The sequence below is a fragment of the Flavobacterium sp. genome, from assembly GCF_044373165.1.
Taxonomy (GTDB): Bacteria; Bacteroidota; Bacteroidia; order Flavobacteriales; family Flavobacteriaceae; genus Flavobacterium.
In genome coordinates, this window is sequence record NZ_JBILQL010000050.1 from 1 (window position 1) to 17046 (window position 17046).

11 protein-coding genes and 1 pseudogene are annotated in these 17046 nt (G+C 37.8%); 4 read left to right on the top strand and 8 right to left on the bottom strand.

Features of this window, described 5'->3' with window-relative positions; translation table 11 throughout:
• Positions 1-142: 142 nt before the first annotated feature.
• Both ACIQ32_RS07790 and uvrC read right to left on the bottom strand, forming a co-directional pair.
• Entirely contained in the window at positions 143-2356 is a 2214-nt protein-coding gene (locus ACIQ32_RS07790) for a patatin-like phospholipase family protein (protein ID WP_396195123.1), read from the bottom strand.
• 9 nt (positions 2357-2365) lie between these two features.
• Positions 2366-4165, bottom strand: a complete 1800-nt coding sequence (gene uvrC / locus ACIQ32_RS07795; RefSeq protein ID WP_396195124.1) for an excinuclease ABC subunit UvrC — start codon at positions 4163-4165, stop codon at positions 2366-2368.
• Positions 4166-4271: 106 nt separating this feature from the next.
• Here uvrC and ACIQ32_RS07800 point away from each other — a divergent pair, with 106 nt between their 5' ends.
• Positions 4272-5510 (top strand): pyridoxal-dependent decarboxylase, encoded by a 1239-nt coding sequence (locus ACIQ32_RS07800; RefSeq protein ID WP_396195125.1) that lies wholly within the window; start codon positions 4272-4274, stop codon positions 5508-5510.
• The gene (locus ACIQ32_RS07805; protein ID WP_396195126.1) at positions 5503-6081 is read left to right on the top strand and encodes a 5-formyltetrahydrofolate cyclo-ligase; all 579 of its coding nucleotides are present in this window, start codon (positions 5503-5505) and stop codon (positions 6079-6081) included. Before ACIQ32_RS07800 ends, ACIQ32_RS07805 begins: the two co-directional genes overlap by 8 nt.
• On the opposite strand, the gene ACIQ32_RS07810 is transcribed toward ACIQ32_RS07805, so the two are convergent.
• Positions 6050-6676: a lipoprotein signal peptidase gene (locus tag ACIQ32_RS07810; RefSeq protein WP_396195127.1), complete on the bottom strand. Its 627-nt coding sequence runs from the start codon at positions 6674-6676 to the stop codon at positions 6050-6052. The genes ACIQ32_RS07805 and ACIQ32_RS07810 overlap by 32 nt on opposite strands.
• A gap of 184 nt (positions 6677-6860) precedes the next feature.
• On the opposite strand from ACIQ32_RS07810, the gene ACIQ32_RS07815 reads away from it, so the two are divergent.
• Entirely contained in the window at positions 6861-8105 is a 1245-nt protein-coding gene (locus ACIQ32_RS07815) for an LVIVD repeat-containing protein (RefSeq protein WP_396195128.1), read from the top strand.
• Between the two features lie 46 nt (positions 8106-8151).
• On the opposite strand, the gene ACIQ32_RS07820 is transcribed toward ACIQ32_RS07815, so the two are convergent.
• From ACIQ32_RS07820 to ACIQ32_RS07835, 4 genes are all read right to left on the bottom strand, one after another.
• Positions 8152-8532, bottom strand: a complete 381-nt coding sequence (locus ACIQ32_RS07820; RefSeq protein ID WP_121312043.1) for a TraR/DksA C4-type zinc finger protein — start codon at positions 8530-8532, stop codon at positions 8152-8154.
• Between the two features lie 13 nt (positions 8533-8545).
• On the bottom strand, positions 8546-11947 hold the full coding sequence (gene ileS, locus ACIQ32_RS07825) for an isoleucine--tRNA ligase (RefSeq protein WP_396195129.1): 3402 nt from the start codon (positions 11945-11947) through the stop codon (positions 8546-8548).
• Positions 11948-12138: 191 nt separating this feature from the next.
• Complete coding sequence (recO, locus tag ACIQ32_RS07830; RefSeq protein ID WP_396195130.1) at positions 12139-12852, bottom strand: DNA repair protein RecO; 714 nt, start codon at positions 12850-12852, stop codon at positions 12139-12141.
• Between the two features lie 36 nt (positions 12853-12888).
• A complete protein-coding gene (locus ACIQ32_RS07835) occupies positions 12889-15183 on the bottom strand; it encodes a T9SS type A sorting domain-containing protein (protein ID WP_396195131.1) in 2295 nt (764 codons plus the stop codon).
• Between the two features lie 140 nt (positions 15184-15323).
• Here ACIQ32_RS07835 and ACIQ32_RS07840 point away from each other — a divergent pair, with 140 nt between their 5' ends.
• The gene (locus ACIQ32_RS07840) at positions 15324-16355 is read left to right on the top strand and encodes a radical SAM protein (protein ID WP_396195132.1); all 1032 of its coding nucleotides are present in this window, start codon (positions 15324-15326) and stop codon (positions 16353-16355) included.
• A gap of 101 nt (positions 16356-16456) precedes the next feature.
• Here the strand turns inward: ACIQ32_RS07840 and ACIQ32_RS07845 are convergent.
• Positions 16457-17046, bottom strand: a pseudogene (locus tag ACIQ32_RS07845) (glutamate dehydrogenase); the annotation flags it as partial.

The following is a 17046-nucleotide window of genomic DNA, read 5'->3' on the forward strand; positions in this document are numbered from 1 at the left end:
TTTTTCATGTCTGCTTCAAAAGCAGCCACAGGTTTTACTCTCCAAATTGACATAAATAGTTTGGTTTAGTTAATAGATTCCAAATATAGTTTTTTCTGTTTCAAAAATCACAAAAATATAATTTTTGCTGTTTGATTAGGCATCAGAACCAAAATCCAACGCTGATAAAGGTGTAACCTCTGGTAAGTTCAGGTGACCAGGTGTATTTGACTTCAACCGGACCAATGACCGATTCCAAAGCATAGCCAATAGCATATCCGTTGTAAGTTGGTTTCGAAAGCCAATCGCCTGTTCGGAACAAACCATCTTCTATATTAGCATAATTTGCCGAGAAGTTAAAATGATTTTTTTTATAAAATTCATAGTCGACGGTAAAGCAGGATTTAATATAACTGTCTGCCGCTAAACTCAAAAAATCATATCCGTAGAAATGCCTGAAATTATTGATAGTATTAAAGCCATAGCCACCCAAAACAAAATCAAAAAAGTGTACACTTTCATCCCCAAAGGCTAATCCAAGTTCCGATTGGACTTTTAGCGTTACTTTTTTATTAAAAGATTTTACTAAGCCGATTTCTCCTTTGGCTATGGAGAAGCGATTAAATTCTTGAGTGTAATCTGATGAATACAAAAATGATTGTATATCGCCCGAGAGAAACCATCCTTTTTTAGGAAATAATTTATTGTCAAAAGAATCAAATTTCATATAACCAAAAACACTAGTGTAAAGACTTTTTTCAAAAACCGGATTGACACTGCTTAAATTATCCGATTTGATTTTGATGTGTTTCAGTTCTAATCCGGCACCGATAAGAAATTTTTGTATAAAAACGGTTTGCACGTAGGCTTGATTCGTAAAATCTGAGAAATCTATATTGATACTGTTTAATCCTAATTGGCCTAAAATTTCACCATCTCGAAAATCTGTTTCCACATTTCGATTGAACTTATTGTACCTCGATTTTAGTCCGAAACTCCAATAAAACCCATTGTCAATGTAGTAATCTAAATTGTAGCGAATATTATCGCCAAGCCCAATATCAAGCGAAACGACATCATTTTTAAACAATGATTTTTTTTGCGTAATGTTGGTTAACAATGCGCTTTTGTATAAACCATCATAATGCAATCCGAATTTCAATAGCGTTTTAGTGTCATTTTCAGTTAGATTTAACTTTAACTCGTCGGCACCTTGATAGGGTTCAATGGTGTAACTGATTCGGCTGAAGTTTTGCGTTGCATTAAGGTTGTTAATTCCGGTTTTCAAGTCGTCGTAACTGATTTTTTTCCCACTTTTAAAACGCAGTTTTCCTAAAATATAAGCTCTGGTAAAATTTTCAAGACGATTAAGACTAATGCTTTTAATGATTAGAGTGTCACTTTGAATAGGGTGTTGTTTTAATGTGTATTGCTCTTTCGGACTTACCAATTTTTTGATTTTATCGATCTCTAACACGGCGGCAATTTCTCCTTTTTTGATGATCTCTTTTCCTTCATTAAAAGAAATTACGCCATAATTTGAAATGTCGGGTTTGATGTAAATATCAGTGATTTTCTTTTTCTCGTTCATGCTTTTAATCATGTCCAAGTTAGTAATTTGAACTAAAATTCGGGTAGCATCTTTCAAAGCATCACGGTTTTTTAAATCATCCTGAACGTCAACCCCAATGATAATATCAGCACCCATTTTACGTACTTCTTCTGCAGGATAATTATTGACCACACCGCCGTCTATCAAAACCCTTCCGTCAATTTCCACCGGTGAAAATAAGGAAGGAAATGCCGAACTGGCCAATAATGCTTGCGCTAAATACCCTTCTTTTAAAATAACACCTTCTCCGGTTTCAATATCGGTAGCGACACACAAAAAAGGAATTGGGAGTTTATTAAACTCTCTAATATGGCGAACACGATGCGTTAATTTTGACAACAAATTATAGTTGTACATGCCTTTGGAAAGCGCTATCGGAATGCCGATTTTAAATTTTTGAAAGGGTAATGTCAGTGCGTACATTTCGTCATTTCGCTTTTCGTAAAAGCTTTTGGAAGAACGCGGAATGTAATCTTGCAGCAACTCGTCGAAATCAGTATTGTAAAAAATAGAATCTATTTGGGTTGCACTATAACCCGAAGCGTATAATCCGCCGACTACTGCGCCCATACTGGTACCGCCAATGAAGTCAATCTTAACACCGGCTTCTTCTAATACTTTTAAAACACCAATGTGAGCAAATCCTTTGGCGCCACCACCACTTAAAACCAAACCAATTTTCGGTCTCTTGGTTTTAGTTGAGTCTTGTGCCACAATCACTTGAAGAAAAAAGAACGCAACAAGAAGCAGTATAGATTTTTTCATAAAAGGAGACTAGGAATTACCAATGTTGTAAAATTCGGAAATTTTTTTGGCTTTCGACGCACCTACAACCTCAGAAATTTCTTTTTCTGTGGCCGATTGCAATCTTTTAACACTTTTGAAATGTTTTAGTAATGCCAACATGGTTTTTTCGCCAATTCCGGGAATGGTTTCCATAGAAGTTTGCAAGGCCGATTTGCTGCGTTTGTCCCGATGGTGCGTAATCCCAAAACGGTGCGCTTCGTTGCGCAGGTGCTGAATGATTTTCAGTGTATCCGATTTTTTATCCAAGTACAAAGGCACTGAATCACCGGGATAAAACAACTCTTCTAATCTTTTGGCAATACCTATAATGGCAACTTTACCTCTCAAACCCAATTCGTCTATGCTTTTGAGTGCCGATGACAATTGCCCTTTTCCGCCATCTATGATAATCAATTGCGGTAACGATTGGTTTTCATCAAGAAGGCGTTTGTATCTTCGGTAAACCACTTCTTCCATCGAGGCAAAGTCGTTCGGTCCTTCGACTGTTTTGATGTTGAAATGTCGATAGTCTTTCTTACTCGGTTTCCCGTCTTTAAAAACCACACAGGCCGAAACCGGATTCGTTCCCTGTATGTTTGAATTGTCAAAACATTCAATGTGTCGCGGCTCTGCCGGTAATCGAAGGTCTTTTTGCATTTGCGCCATGATGCGGTTGGTATGGCGTTCGGGATCAACAATTTGAATTTGTTTGAGTTGTTCCAAACGCTGGTATTTGGCGTTGCGTTGCGATAGTTCTAGAATTTGTTTTTTGTCTCCGAGTTGCGGTACTGTGACTTTTATTTTATCGCCAAAATCGAGCTCAAACGGCAAAATAATTTCTTTGGTGTTTAAATGAAAACGCTCTCGTAACTCGACTACGGCTAATTCTAACAATTCTTCATCGGTTTCGGCGAGTTTCTTTTTGATTTCCATTGTATGCGAACGGATAATGGCGCCGTGTGCAATTTGTAAAAAGTTGACATATGCCATCGATTCATCTGAAACTATAGAAAACACATCTACATTGGAAATCTTCGGATTTAAAATGGTGGAACGCGATTGGTAGTTTTCGAGGACTTCAATTTTTTCTTTGATTTTCTGCGCGGCTTCGAATTTCATTTCGGCAGCCAATTCCTGCATCAGTTTTTTAAAATCCCTCAAACTGTCTTTAAAATTGCCTTTGAGAATTTCTCGAATGGCATCCACTTGCTTTTGATAATTTGCTAAGGATTCATACCCTTCACAAGGACCTTTGCAGTTGCCGATATGGTATTCTAAACACACTTTATATTTGCCTGATTGGATATTGGCTTGGCTTAAATCATAGTTACAAGTCCGCAACGGATACAATTCTTTGATTAAATCCAATATGGTGTTGACCGTTTTAAAATTGGTATAGGGGCCAAAATATTCCGAGCCGTCTTTCACCATGCGGCGCGTGGGAAATATTCTCGAAAAAGGTTCTTTTTTGATGCAAATCCACGGATAGGTTTTGTCGTCCTTGAGCAACACGTTGTAACGCGGTTGCAGTTTTTTGATGAGGTTATTTTCCAACAAAAGGGCATCGGCTTCAGAAGCCACCACGATGTGTTTGATTTCTGCAATTTTCTTTACTAATACATTGGTTTTAGCATTGTCGTGGAGTTTGTTGAAATAGGAGGAAACTCTTTTTTTAAGGTTTTTGGCTTTTCCAACGTATAATATTTTACCGTCTTTGTCGTAATATTGGTAAACGCCCGGACTATCGGGTAAGGTTTGCAGTTGTAATGCTATAGTCGGAATTTCCATAAAAACAAAGTTAACGGAAATTGGCATAAATACAAGAGTCGTAAAGCCTAACAATTATCATGTTTTTTGCGGAGTGTAAAACTTAGTTTTGACGAAAATTTTAGGTATGAAATTCTGGAAGAAACTCACCAACGAAGAACGAAAGGAACGTATTGAAAAGGCACTGTACGACAATGTGAATTTTTCAAAAGACATTTCTTTAGGTTATCCCGCTTCAAAATTAGACAGTAAGGTGTTTAACGACGAAGCGCCATTCTTGAAAGACGCACCAATTTTGCAGACTTATGTAGCCAATCCGAACAATATTGGTTGTCATACATTTGGTACTTCCGAGAAAGCTTTTAACGGAACACATAATATTGAAAGAGAAGTGTTAAACGTGCTAGCGGTCGATATTTTTAAAGCAGAGCCGAATGGTTTTGACGGTTATATTTCACCCGGCGGTACCGAAGCCAATATCCAAGCCATTTGGATGTTTCGCAATTATTACATCAATAATTTTGACGCTCAAACGGAAGAAATAGCTATAGTAGCTTCAGTAGATACTCATTATTCTATTCCGAAAGCTTCTAATTTATTACAATTAGACTGGCTGAAAATTCCGGTTGATTTTGATACCCGTGAGATTGATAAAATCCAATTGGAACAAATCATTCTCGAGTCAATAAACAAAGGCAAGAAATACTTTATTGTCGTTTCTAACTTGGGCACAACGATGTTTGGTTCGGTCGACAATCCGGAAGCGTATATCGCTGTATTTGAAAAGCACAACTTGCATTATAAACTCCACATTGACGCTGCTTATGGTGGATTTGTATATCCGTTCAGCAACCAGCAATCGGTGATTAATTTCAGTAATCCCAAAATCAGTTCCATTACCATAGACGCGCACAAAATGTTGCAAGCGCCCTACGGAACCGGTGTTTTTATTTGCCGAAAAGGCTACATCGAAAACGTACTAACCAAAGAAGCGGAATATGTAGAAGGCATGGATTTAACGCTTTGCGGCAGTCGAAGCGGCGCCAATGCTGTTGCGGTTTGGATGATTTTGTTTACTTACGGACCAAACGGTTGGTTTGAAAAAGTGAGTGTGTTACAAATGCGAACCCGTTTTTTGTGTAACCAATTGGATGCCATGAATATTCAATATTTTCGAGAGCCGTTTATGAATATTGTAACGATTAAAGCCGATTATATTCCGCTACACTTGGCCGAGAAATATGATTTGGTTCCGCAACAGCATGATGAAAACAATAAGTGGTACAAAATTGTGCTGATGGATCACGTAGAAGTAGAACATTTGACTACTTTTATAGCAGATTTGATGGCTACTACTTATGTTTAAAAAAGAGTTACGCAAGAAATACAAAGAACTTCGTTTAGAACTTACCCTTGATCAAATTGAAGATAAAAGCTTAGCCATAGCCAATCGCTTATTACAATTGGATATTTGGGACAAGTCTTATTTTCATTTGTTCCTAACTATTGAGGAGCAAAAAGAAGTAGATACCGAATTTGTTTTACAGATTTTGGCCGGGAAAGACAAAGATATAGTGGTTTCTAAAAGTCATTTTGACACTTGCCAAATGACACATTTTTTACTCACAGACAATACCAAGTTTCAAAAAAGCGAATACAATATTTACGAACCTGTTGACGGTATTGAAGTGCCACCGACAAAGATTGAGGTGGTGTTTGTGCCCTTGTTGGCGTATGATAAAAACGGAAACCGAGTAGGTTACGGCAAAGGTTTTTACGATACATTTTTATCGCAATGCAAAGAACAGGTAATCAAAATAGGTTTATCGTTTTTTAATCCTGAAGAAAGTATAGCTGATGTATCTCCTAACGATATTAGGTTAGACTATTGCGTTACCCCTGAAACTATTCATAAGTTCCCAACGAAGTCTTCTTAGTAAAGGCTTTTTTGTTGAAGACAATCAAAATCCCGACACCGGTAGAAATGGCCATATCGGCTATGTTGAAAATGGCGTTAAAGAATTTAAAAGGTTCACCTCCCCAAATTGGCAACCATTCCGGAAAAGTGCCTTCATAAATAGGGAAGTACAACATGTCAACCACTTTACCATGAAACAAGGTGCCGTAAGGTTGGTCAGGCGAAAAAGTGGCAATGTGATAACGAGTGCTTTCGTCAAATAAAACACCATAAAATACCGAGTCGATTATGTTTCCTGCTGCTCCTGCGAAGATAAGGGCAATGGCCACCATCAGGTATTTTGAACTGTGTTTGGTACTGGCGTCATACAACCAATAACCAATACCGCAAATAGCCAAAATTCGGAATGAAGTAAGGATTAATTTTCCGTATTCACCAGGAATTTTGGTTCCCCATGCCATTCCTTCATTTTCAATCAGCAATATTTTAAACCAACCGGTTACATCAATTTGGCTGGCATCACCATAGAAAAAATTGGTTTTGATATAAATCTTAATAAATTGATCAATCAATAAGATAATTGCAATAATTAAAATAGAGTTTCTTAATGACATTTTTAGGGTTTTAATGGCGCAAAAATAGCAATATTATTACACAAAAAGCAGAATATTTTTTTTGTTAGTCTACTCATCCAACACATTTTAGCGAGAACAACTAAACTTTGATTAATTTTACAGTGAAAAGCAACCCTAACGTTGTTTTTCCATCTCTGTAAAATCAAACCAATACAATAAACGTATGAAAAATTTTTATTCCTTTTTATTTGTCTTTGCAGTACTTTCAATAGTATCTTGTGAAAAAGAAGAAGACGCCGTTTTGGCAAAATTTGCTGTGCCTACGGTAAAATCCTTGTCAGAAATAAGAAGTAGTGTTTCGGTAACTTCGGCCCAACCTACCCAATCCAACGGGAAGATTTATGTGGCTGAAAATTATCTTTTTTACATAGCTCAAGAGTCGGGCGTACATGTTTTCAATAATTCCAATCCGGCATCACCTCAAAACATTGCTTTTATCAACTTGGCCGGCGTTCATGATATAGCCGTGAAAGGGAATTATTTGTTTGCCGATAATTTTGTGGATCTGTTGGTATTTGATATCAGTAATATTGAAAACATTTCTTTAGTCAGAACGGTACCTAATGCGGTTGCTTTTGTTCCGGATTATCCTGAAGACGCCGAATTTTATGACTATACCGTTAATCAGAATTTGGATGAAATTGTTACCGGATTTACTATTGAAATGAAACCTAGACCACGAGGGCAAGAAATCGTTTTTGCCAATGATGCTTTGGCCGGTTTTGAAAGTGCTAACAGTGGCAACATTGGCATTGGCGGTTCTTATGCTCGTTTTCAAATTAACAATGATGCACTTTATACTATTGATGCCTTTAAATTGAATGTTTTTAATATTGCGGATCCGGTTAATGCTTTTTTTGTCAAAGAAGTTTACATGACGCAGTGGTTTGGCGGTGGTGAATTTGAAACTTTATTTATTCAAAAAGACATCTTATTTGTAGGTTCAACAACAGGAATGTATACGGTGGATGCCGAAGACGAATTCAATCCCTATTTTGTTTCCGGTTTTGAACATGCTACAGCATGTGATCCGGTGGTGGTTTTTGGAAATACAGCCTACATTACTATTCGAGGCGGTTCGACCTGCGGAGCAATTGAGGACCAAATAAATGTAATCGACGTGACTAATATTGCTAATCCGACTTTGTTATCAACTTATTTGTTGAATGAACCTTACGGATTAGGCATCAAAAACGGCGTGTTGTATGTTGGTTGTGGAGCTAACGGTTTGAAGATTTTTAATGCTGCTAATAGTGCCGGTTTAGTTTTAGAAAACAGTTACACCAATAATGTAAAAGATGTGATTCCGTTAGACAGTCATTTGATTACGGTAGGCGACAACACCATTACTCAATACCATTACGGTCCTAATTTTACGCTAACTTTAATCAGTCAGATAACTTTATAAAAAAAGCCCCGAAATCTCGGGGCTTTTTTATGGGTCAATAATTGAATTATCGCTGTAAATTTTTAGCTTCGATACTCATCGTGGCATGAGGTACAATTTTCAAGCGCTCTTTTGAAATTAATTTTCCGGTTACTTTACAAACCCCATAGGTTTTGTTCTCTACACGGAATAAAGCATTTTTCAAATCGCGGATGAATTTTTCCTGACGAATCGCCAACTGTGAGTTGGCTTCTTTAGACATGGTTTCGCTGCCTTCTTCAAATGCTTTGAACGTTGGCGATGTATCATCGGTACCGTTGTTCAAATCGTTCATGTAAGCGCTTTTTATCAAATCTAAATCGGCTTTTGCTTTTTCAATTTTTGCTAAAATAATTTCTTTGAACTCTGCTAAATCAGCATCTGAGTATCTTAATTTTTCTTCTACCATAATCTTTACCTAATTATTTAGAAATTAATATTCTTGTTTTTATCTCATCAAATTCTATTTCAGAACCTTCGGCAATCTCATTTTCTAAAACCAAACTCTCGGTTAGTGTTTCCGATTTGATATAGTTTTCATTTTCCTTAATGGCTTGAGCCAAAATCGGATTTTGTTGTAACTGCACTTTGATTTTATCAGTGACTTCAAATCCGCTATCTTTTCTTAGATTTTGAATTCGATTCACTAATTCTCTGGCAATTCCTTCATTTTTTAAAGTGTCGGTCAATGTGATGTCTAACGCAACAGTTATACCATTGGCATTGGCCACTAACCAACCGGGAATATCTTGAGAAGAAATCTCAACATCTTCTAATGATAAAATTATACTTTTTCCTGAAATAACAAGCGTTAATTCGCCTTTGGCATCCAATTCGTTGATTTGTTCTTGGCTAAAACCTTGTATCTCTTTGGAAATCAATCCCATGTCTTTGCCAAAACGTGGCCCTAAAGCCTTAAAATTGGGTTTAATTTGTTTTACCAAAACGCCCGAAGCATCATCTAAAAGCTCTATTTCTTTTACGTTTACTTCGGCTTTTATCAGGTCGGAAACCGCTTCAATTTCAGCACGCTGAGACTCGTCAAGTATTGGAATCATTACCTTTTGCAAAGGTTGACGTACTTTTATCATTTCCTTTTTTCGGAGTGATAAAACTAGGGAAGAAACTGTTTGGGCTTTCAACATTTTGCTCTCTAATGATTTATCAACAAAGTTTTCAACCGAAACAGGGAATTTGGCTAGGTGAACACTACTAAAACTCTCGCTTTCAGTGGCATTAACCAAGTCGCGGTACAATTGATCCATAAAAAACGGAGCAATCGGAGCGGATAATTTTGCTACGGTTAGTAAGCAAGTGTATAGGGTTTGATAAGCCGCAATTTTATCCGTGCCGTATTCGCCTTTCCAAAATCTTCTACGGCACAAGCGCACGTACCAGTTGCTCAAGTTTTCCTGTACAAAATCAGATATCGCACGGGCTGCTTTCGTAGGTTCATAATCGGCATACGCTTCGTCAACGGTTTTGATTAAAGTATGCAATTCCGATAAAATCCAACGGTCAATTTCAGGTCTTTCGTTCAATGGTACCTCGGCTTCCGTATATTTAAAGCCGTCGATGTTCGCATATAAACTGAAGAACGAGTAAGTATTATAAAGTGTCCCGAAAAATTTACGTCGTACTTCGGCCACTCCTTCGATATCAAATTTTAAGTTGTCCCACGGATTGGCATTCGCAATCATGTACCAACGCGTAGCATCGGGACCGTATTCTTTTAAGGTTTCAAACGGATCTACGGCATTGCCCAAACGTTTCGACATTTTTTGTCCGTTTTTGTCAAGAACCAAACCATTTGACACTACATTTTTATAGGCAATTTTATCAAAAACCAAGGTTGCTATGGCGTGAAGTGTATAGAACCAACCACGGGTTTGGTCGACACCTTCTGCAATAAAATCGGCCGGGAAAGCTTTGTTATCGTCGATTAATTCGCGGTTTTCAAATGGATAATGCCATTGGGCATAAGGCATAGCGCCCGAGTCGAACCAAACGTCAATCAAATCGGTTTCGCGTTTCATCGGTTGGCCGGATGGCGATACCAAAATAATGTTGTCTACCACATTTTTGTGCAAATCCACCAAGTCGTAATTGGCTTCGCTCATGTCTCCGATTTGGAATCCTTTGTATGGATTTTCAGTTTGGAAACCGGCGGCTATGGATTTTTCGATTTCAGTATACAATTCTTCTACCGAACCGATAAGTATTTCATCCGTTCCGTCTTCGCTTCTCCAAATCGGCAATGGAATGCCCCAATATCTCGAGCGCGACAAGTTCCAGTCGTTGGCATTTTTCAACCAGTTTCCGAAACGTCCTTCTCCGGTAGCTTTGGGCTTCCAATTGATGGTTTCGTTAAGATCGAACATGCGGTCTTTGATTTCGGTTACTTTGATGAACCAAGAATCTAAAGGATAATACAAAATTGGCTTGTCTGTTCTCCAACAATGTGGATAACTGTGCACGTATTTTTCTACTTTGAAGGCTTTGTTTTGTTCTTTCAGTAAGATGGCAATTTCCACGTCTACTGATTTTTCAGGCGCTTCGCCTTCGTTGTAGTATTCGTTTTTGACATATTTTCCGGCGAAATCAGCCATTTGGGCTACGAATTTCCCTTGTAAATCTACCAAAGGAACAGGATTGCCGTTTTCGTCTAACACCAACATAGGCGGTACTTCCGGAGTCGCTTCTTTGGCCACTTTAGCATCATCGGCACCGAAAGTCGGCGCAGTGTGTACAATTCCGGTTCCGTCTTCAGTAGTGACGAAATCGCCCGAAATTACGCGGAAAGCGTTTTCAGGATTTTGATACGGTAAAGTATACGGTAACAATTGTTCGTAGTGGATGCCTACCAAATCAACCCCTTTTGCTTCCGTTAGAATTTGGTATGGGATTTTTTTGTCTTCTGCTTTGTAATTGGTAAAATCGTCCTCGCTTTCGGCTATAAAAAATTTTCCGCCGAATTGTTTTCCGACCAAATTCTTGGCCAAAATCACATTCACCGGTTCAAAGGTGTATTGGTTAAACGTTTTTACCAAAACATAATCGATTTTTGGACCAACTGTCAAAGCGGTGTTGCTAGGTAAAGTCCATGGTGTGGTCGTCCAAGCTAAGATATGAATATCGCCGAAGCCTTGTAAAAAACTTGGTAAGGTTGCTGCTTTGGCTTTGAATTGTGCTACAACAGTTGTATCGGTTACATCTCTGTAACTGCCGGGTTGATTGACTTCGTGCGAAGACAAACCGGTTCCCGCTTTGGGCGAATAAGGCTGTATGGTGTAGCCTTTGTAGAGTAAGTCTTTGTTGTAAATTTGTTTAAGCAACCACCAAACGGTTTCCATGTATTTGGATTTGTAGGTCACGTATGGATTGTCCATATCTACCCAATAGCCCATTTTTTCGGTCAGGTCATTCCATACATCGGTGTAGCGCATTACGGTTCTTTTACACGCTTCATTGTATTCGGTTACCGAGATGGTTTTGCCAATGTCTTCTTTGGTGATGCCTAATTCTTTTTCGGTGCCCAGTTCAACCGGTAAACCGTGAGTGTCCCAGCCTGCTTTTCGTTTGACTTGGAAACCTTTTTGGGTTTTGTAACGACAAAAAATATCCTTGATGGCACGTGCCATTACGTGGTGAATGCCCGGTAAGCCATTGGCCGACGGCGGTCCTTCAAAAAACACATAAGGTGTGGCACCTTCGCGAGAGGTAACACTTTGTTCAAAGACGTTGTTTTTTTTCCAAAATGCAAGAACTTCAGAGGCTACCGTTGGCAAGTCAAGTCCTTTGTATTCAGTAAACTTAGTACTCATTTTTGTCGTTTTCTTTAATCAGTTTGCGAAAGTAATAAATTGTTATGAGTTATGGGTTATGAGACGGGAGTTTTTGCGTTAGCGGTTGGAGCGAAAATCCTTTTTTTGCCCAAAGTTCCTTGAATTGCCATAATATGATTAAAAAAGATTGTAGCGGAAGACGCGGCCCAAAGGGAAACGCCCATAAAATTTTAAGCAAAAACTTCTTTTAAAACGTCTAGTGATTTTGGTTTTTTGAAGCCAACCAAGTGAAAAGTGTAATAATCCAAGAGGATTTTTAGTAAGAGATGGCGTTCGTTGCCGTTAAATATTTTTTGCGGACTGTCGAATTTCAAATCGATTAATTTTTTGAATAAACGGGTTTCGTTTTCAGTCAGACAACCTATTCCCAAGGTAGGCGAAAAAAAGCCTTCTTTCAATTCAAAATAAGGATAATCCATCTCGGAAGTATCGGGATAACAACCCAGAAATTTGGTGATTTCCAATAGTAAAATCAAATGGAAATTAGAAGTTTCTTCATGGGTGTCGAGCCAGAGCAAAGCCGTTTCCAAGAACGTGAACAAGCGCTCGTTTTTTTCTTCTTCGTGTATGCTGTGGTGGAGCATTTCGGAGAGAAAAATAACGATGGTACTTTTGATGATGTCGGTATTGATGGTTTGGAAGGCGTGTGCCAGTTTGATTTCTTTGAAATGTTCTAAAGTGCCTTTGTTTTTGTGATTGGCTTCAATTTCGAGTAGCGTTAACGGCTGAAAGTAGGCAATTTTTTGGTTGGATTTTTTGACCGAAAAAGCATTGGGCACAAAATAGCTTTTTAGACCATCGCTTTGGGTTAAGCACTTTACTATCAGGCTTTTTTCCTGATATTTCAGTGAAGAAATGACGATGGCTTTGGTTTTGACGAGCATCTAAAAAGTACGATTTACGAAGTTTGAAGTACGAAGTTATCGGATTATCATCACTTTTTTAACCGTAGTTTCTGAGGCATCTTCGGCAGCTATAAAAATCATGTAAACGCCCGAGGCTACTTTGTATTTTCCGAAGGCCGTTGTATCCCATTCTATAGTTCCGCCGGTTGAGGTAGTCTCATAAACCAAGCTTCCTTCGATATCGGTAATTTTGATATTGGCTCCCGAAGTTAGACCGGCAATTTTTACTGTTCCTACAAACTCCGGCCGAACAGGATTGGGATAAACATATACCTCTTTTAAACTGTCAGCCGGTTTGGTGGCAGTTCCCTGAAAAGACACCATGCCTTTGTCGGTAGCAAAGAAAACCTCTCCGGTTTCGGCATTGATATCAATATCGTTTACCACATTGCTGGGCAACGGGGAATTATCTTTGGTAAAATGATAAATAGATTCTTGACCGTTAGGAGAAAAGAGAAAAACTCCGGAATCAGCAGTTCCAATCCATTTTTCATTAGAGCCGTTGATTACTATATCAGTAATGAATTGTTCAAATAAGAGTTCTTGCGCCAAGTCATCTTCCAAAATGATAATAGCATTGGCTCTCATTTGTTCAGTGCCGTTGTAACTTCCTGTACTGGGAAGCACACGAAGTCCTTTGTTGGTGCCAATCCAAACTTGATTTCTGTTGTCGATGGCGATAGCTCTGACGTCTCTGGAAGGCAAATTGCCGTTATCCGGACCTTCGGTAATTTTTTTGAATTCGTTTACGGTTTCGTTGAAAGCAATAACCCCGTCAAGGTAAGTGGCCATCCATTTGGTTCCGGATCTGTCAATTACGATTTTATTCATATTAGCAGAACCAAAATTATCCAATACATTTTCCATATTATAGGATTGCCATTGTCCGCCGGAATTTAAAACTTTTAATTGATTTTTAATATTGCTGTTTGTGACCCAAAGATTGCCTTGTCGGTCAAAGGCAGTTCCGTTGATTCTAACGCTAATATTTGAGCCGTCTACTAACGACTCTAAACCGCTATTCGTTTGGTCGTATAAAATATTGGGAATATCATTTTCAATTTTAAGTAAACCTCTGTGATAAGAGCTCATGAAAACCTGATTTTCATTATTTGGATTAACCGTGATTTTAGAGATGGCTTTTGCGCCCAATAAATCGGGGTAAGGGATGTGTAACCAACCGTTTGAAGAGTTGTATTTTGAGACACCAAATTCTGCAGGAGTAAAGCCAAAAAAATTAAACGGATTGTAAAAAATATCATAACCGCCATAGACTGCCCATAAGTTGGAAGAAGAAGCATCGATGGCAAAAAGTTTGTTTTTTGTTGGGCCGGAAGGCATAACGAATTCAAAGTTGGTTGGAGAACTCACAGGGGCTGATAAAATACCGTTTTCATTAGTGCCAATGTAAATGATCTCATTGATAACTGTTGCTGAAGTAAAAGTTACAGAAGCCGATGTGATTTGGTTGCTTTGAATATGTACCACAGTGTTTAAGTTGGTGTTTAAAAGATAAACATGATTTGCTGAAGTTACTATGGTGTAATCTTCGGTGGCTCTTATGTCTTTACAAGGTTCTCCAATAGTAGTCAATTCTTCAAAAAACACACCGTTAAACTTATACACTTTATTATTTGTGTTGTAACCTATTAATTGGTTATTGAAATTAACAAGGCCGAACCAAAAACCGCCATCAAACAAAGTCCATTGAGCAAAATCAATCAAATTGGGATTTGACAAACTTGCTTTGCGAATCCCGTTGAGTTGCGTAACAGCCAATAAATCACCATTAAAAACGGCAGTTTGATACACTTTAATTTCTTGTCCGTTTGGACCAATAAAATAGGTGTCGCCAAACTCTAGTGTAGCTAATTTGTACTGTACAATACCAAAATCGCAGGAAATGTATAAAACGCCTTCGTGTTCCGTAAAATGGTTTACTTTTTTGATGTTTGCCGGAATGTTTTTGTTAATGATATCAACTACATTAAGCATGCTTCCGTCGGTATCATTAATTACAATCATTAATCCGGTTTCATAGCCAACAATAGTTTTTTGAAAGGCATCACTATGGTACATAGCCGAAATGGTTTGTCCTGATAAGCCATCGATAGTATTGATGGTTTGTAGGTCGTTTGATACAATGTTTTTAGTAAACAAAGCGTTCTCACTTGCAACATAAACTTTTGCAGCCGATTCAGAAATATCTTTGATTTGATTGTAAGAGAAATAACCTTTCCAATTTTGGTTTTGTTGGGACCAACCACACTGGAATACAAAGATTAATAAGTAAAATAGGTACTTCTTCATTTTGGTAGCAATTTGACACAAATATAGTGTAAACGAAAAAAAGGGCGATTAATTGTTTTGTAATATCATTTAAATTATTAATCAATCACGCCATTGAATCACAAATGTTATTTGTAGTTTTGTTACAATAACAGAATACTATGAAGATATACAGCCTATTAAAGATAAACAACACTATTAAAAGTCATAGAGTTAAGTTTTTAGGATTATGGTTGTTGGATTTGCTTGATCAGCGCTATTTAGGATTGTATATGGATCCGGTTATGGCTTGTAATTTACGGTGTAAGATGTGTTATTTTACAGATCAGAATTATGTGAAAACAGTCATGAAGGGAATGATGAAAGAGGATGATATAGAATTTTTAGCTAAAATTAATTTCAAGAATGCTTTAAAACTTCAAATAGGATGTGGTGCAGAGCCAACGTTGTTTAAGCACAATTTGAAGCTAATAGAAACGGCAAAAAAATACAAGGTTCCTTATATCAGTATGGTAACTAATGGCAATTTACTCAGTGAAGAAGATGTTTTTAATTTTTCATTTTCCGGATTGAATGAGTTTATACTGTCTTTGCATGGTGTTCATAAAAGCAGTTATGAAGATTTCATGGACAAAGGTGACTATCAAAAATTTCACGAGGTATTGCAATATATAACAAAGGAAAAAAAGCGCAATCCAAAGTTGGTGCTTCGAATTAATTATACTTTTAACAAAGATAATTTCATGGAGTTAGCTGATTTTTTTGATGTTTTCGGGCAATATTCTATTGATGTGATTCAGTTGCGCCCTATTGATAAAATAGGGGAAACCCAGTATAACGATTTTAGTTTGACTGAAATTGAAACCGCTTATGAAAAACTGATATCAGCATTAAAGCGAGAAGCAGTTCAACGGAATATTACTTTTTTATATCCTGAGTCTATCAAAAGGGACCCAAAAGTGTCACAAGTGGTTGAGACTAATAATAACAGTTCGTTTTTGATGCCATATACTTACTGTTATATTTCGCCATCCTATTTTTGGAAACCTGATTTTGATTGGAAGAACGAAAGCTTTTCCTCTTGGAAAAAGAGAAACCGTTGGCGATTACAACTGCTTAAAAATGTTTTTATTTCAAGAAAACATTTGGAAGTGTCCGACAGAAATATGCTCAACTATTCGGTTGAGCGTTAAAAAAAGCCCTCAATTTGAGGGCTTTTTTTTGGCAAATGGTTTTTATTCCGCTGTCGCACCGTAAAGTTCTAAAGCGTTTTTGGTGGTTGGTTTTATTTGGTTTATACGATTCCTTGTGCAAGCATAGCATCAGCTACTTTAACAAAACCGGCTACATTGGCACCTTTCACGTAGTCTACGTATCCGGTTTCATCTTTTCCGTATTTTACACAAGCGGCGTGAATGTTGGCCATAATATCTTTTAATCTTTGGTCAACTTCATCTGCAGTCCAGCTTAATCGCAAAGAGTTTTGAGACATTTCGAGACCTGAAGTGGCAACACCACCGGCGTTTGAAGCTTTTCCGGGAGCAAATAAAATTTTCGCATGTAAGAAGACTTCAATAGCTTCCGGCGTTGAAGGCATGTTGGCGCCTTCTGCAACACAGATACAACCGTTGGCAACTAAAGTTTTAGCTTCCTCTCCGTTTAATTCGTTTTGAGTAGCACATGGCAAAGCGATATCGCATTTAACTTCCCATGGTCGTTTTCCGGCTACGAATGTTGCATTAGGATATTTGGCTACGTAATCGGAAATTCTACCGTAATTGACATTTTTAATTTCCATGATGTAGGCTAACTTTTCAGCGTCAATACCGTCAGCATCAAAAATATAACCTGATGAATCTGAGGCAGTAACTACTTTCCCGCCTA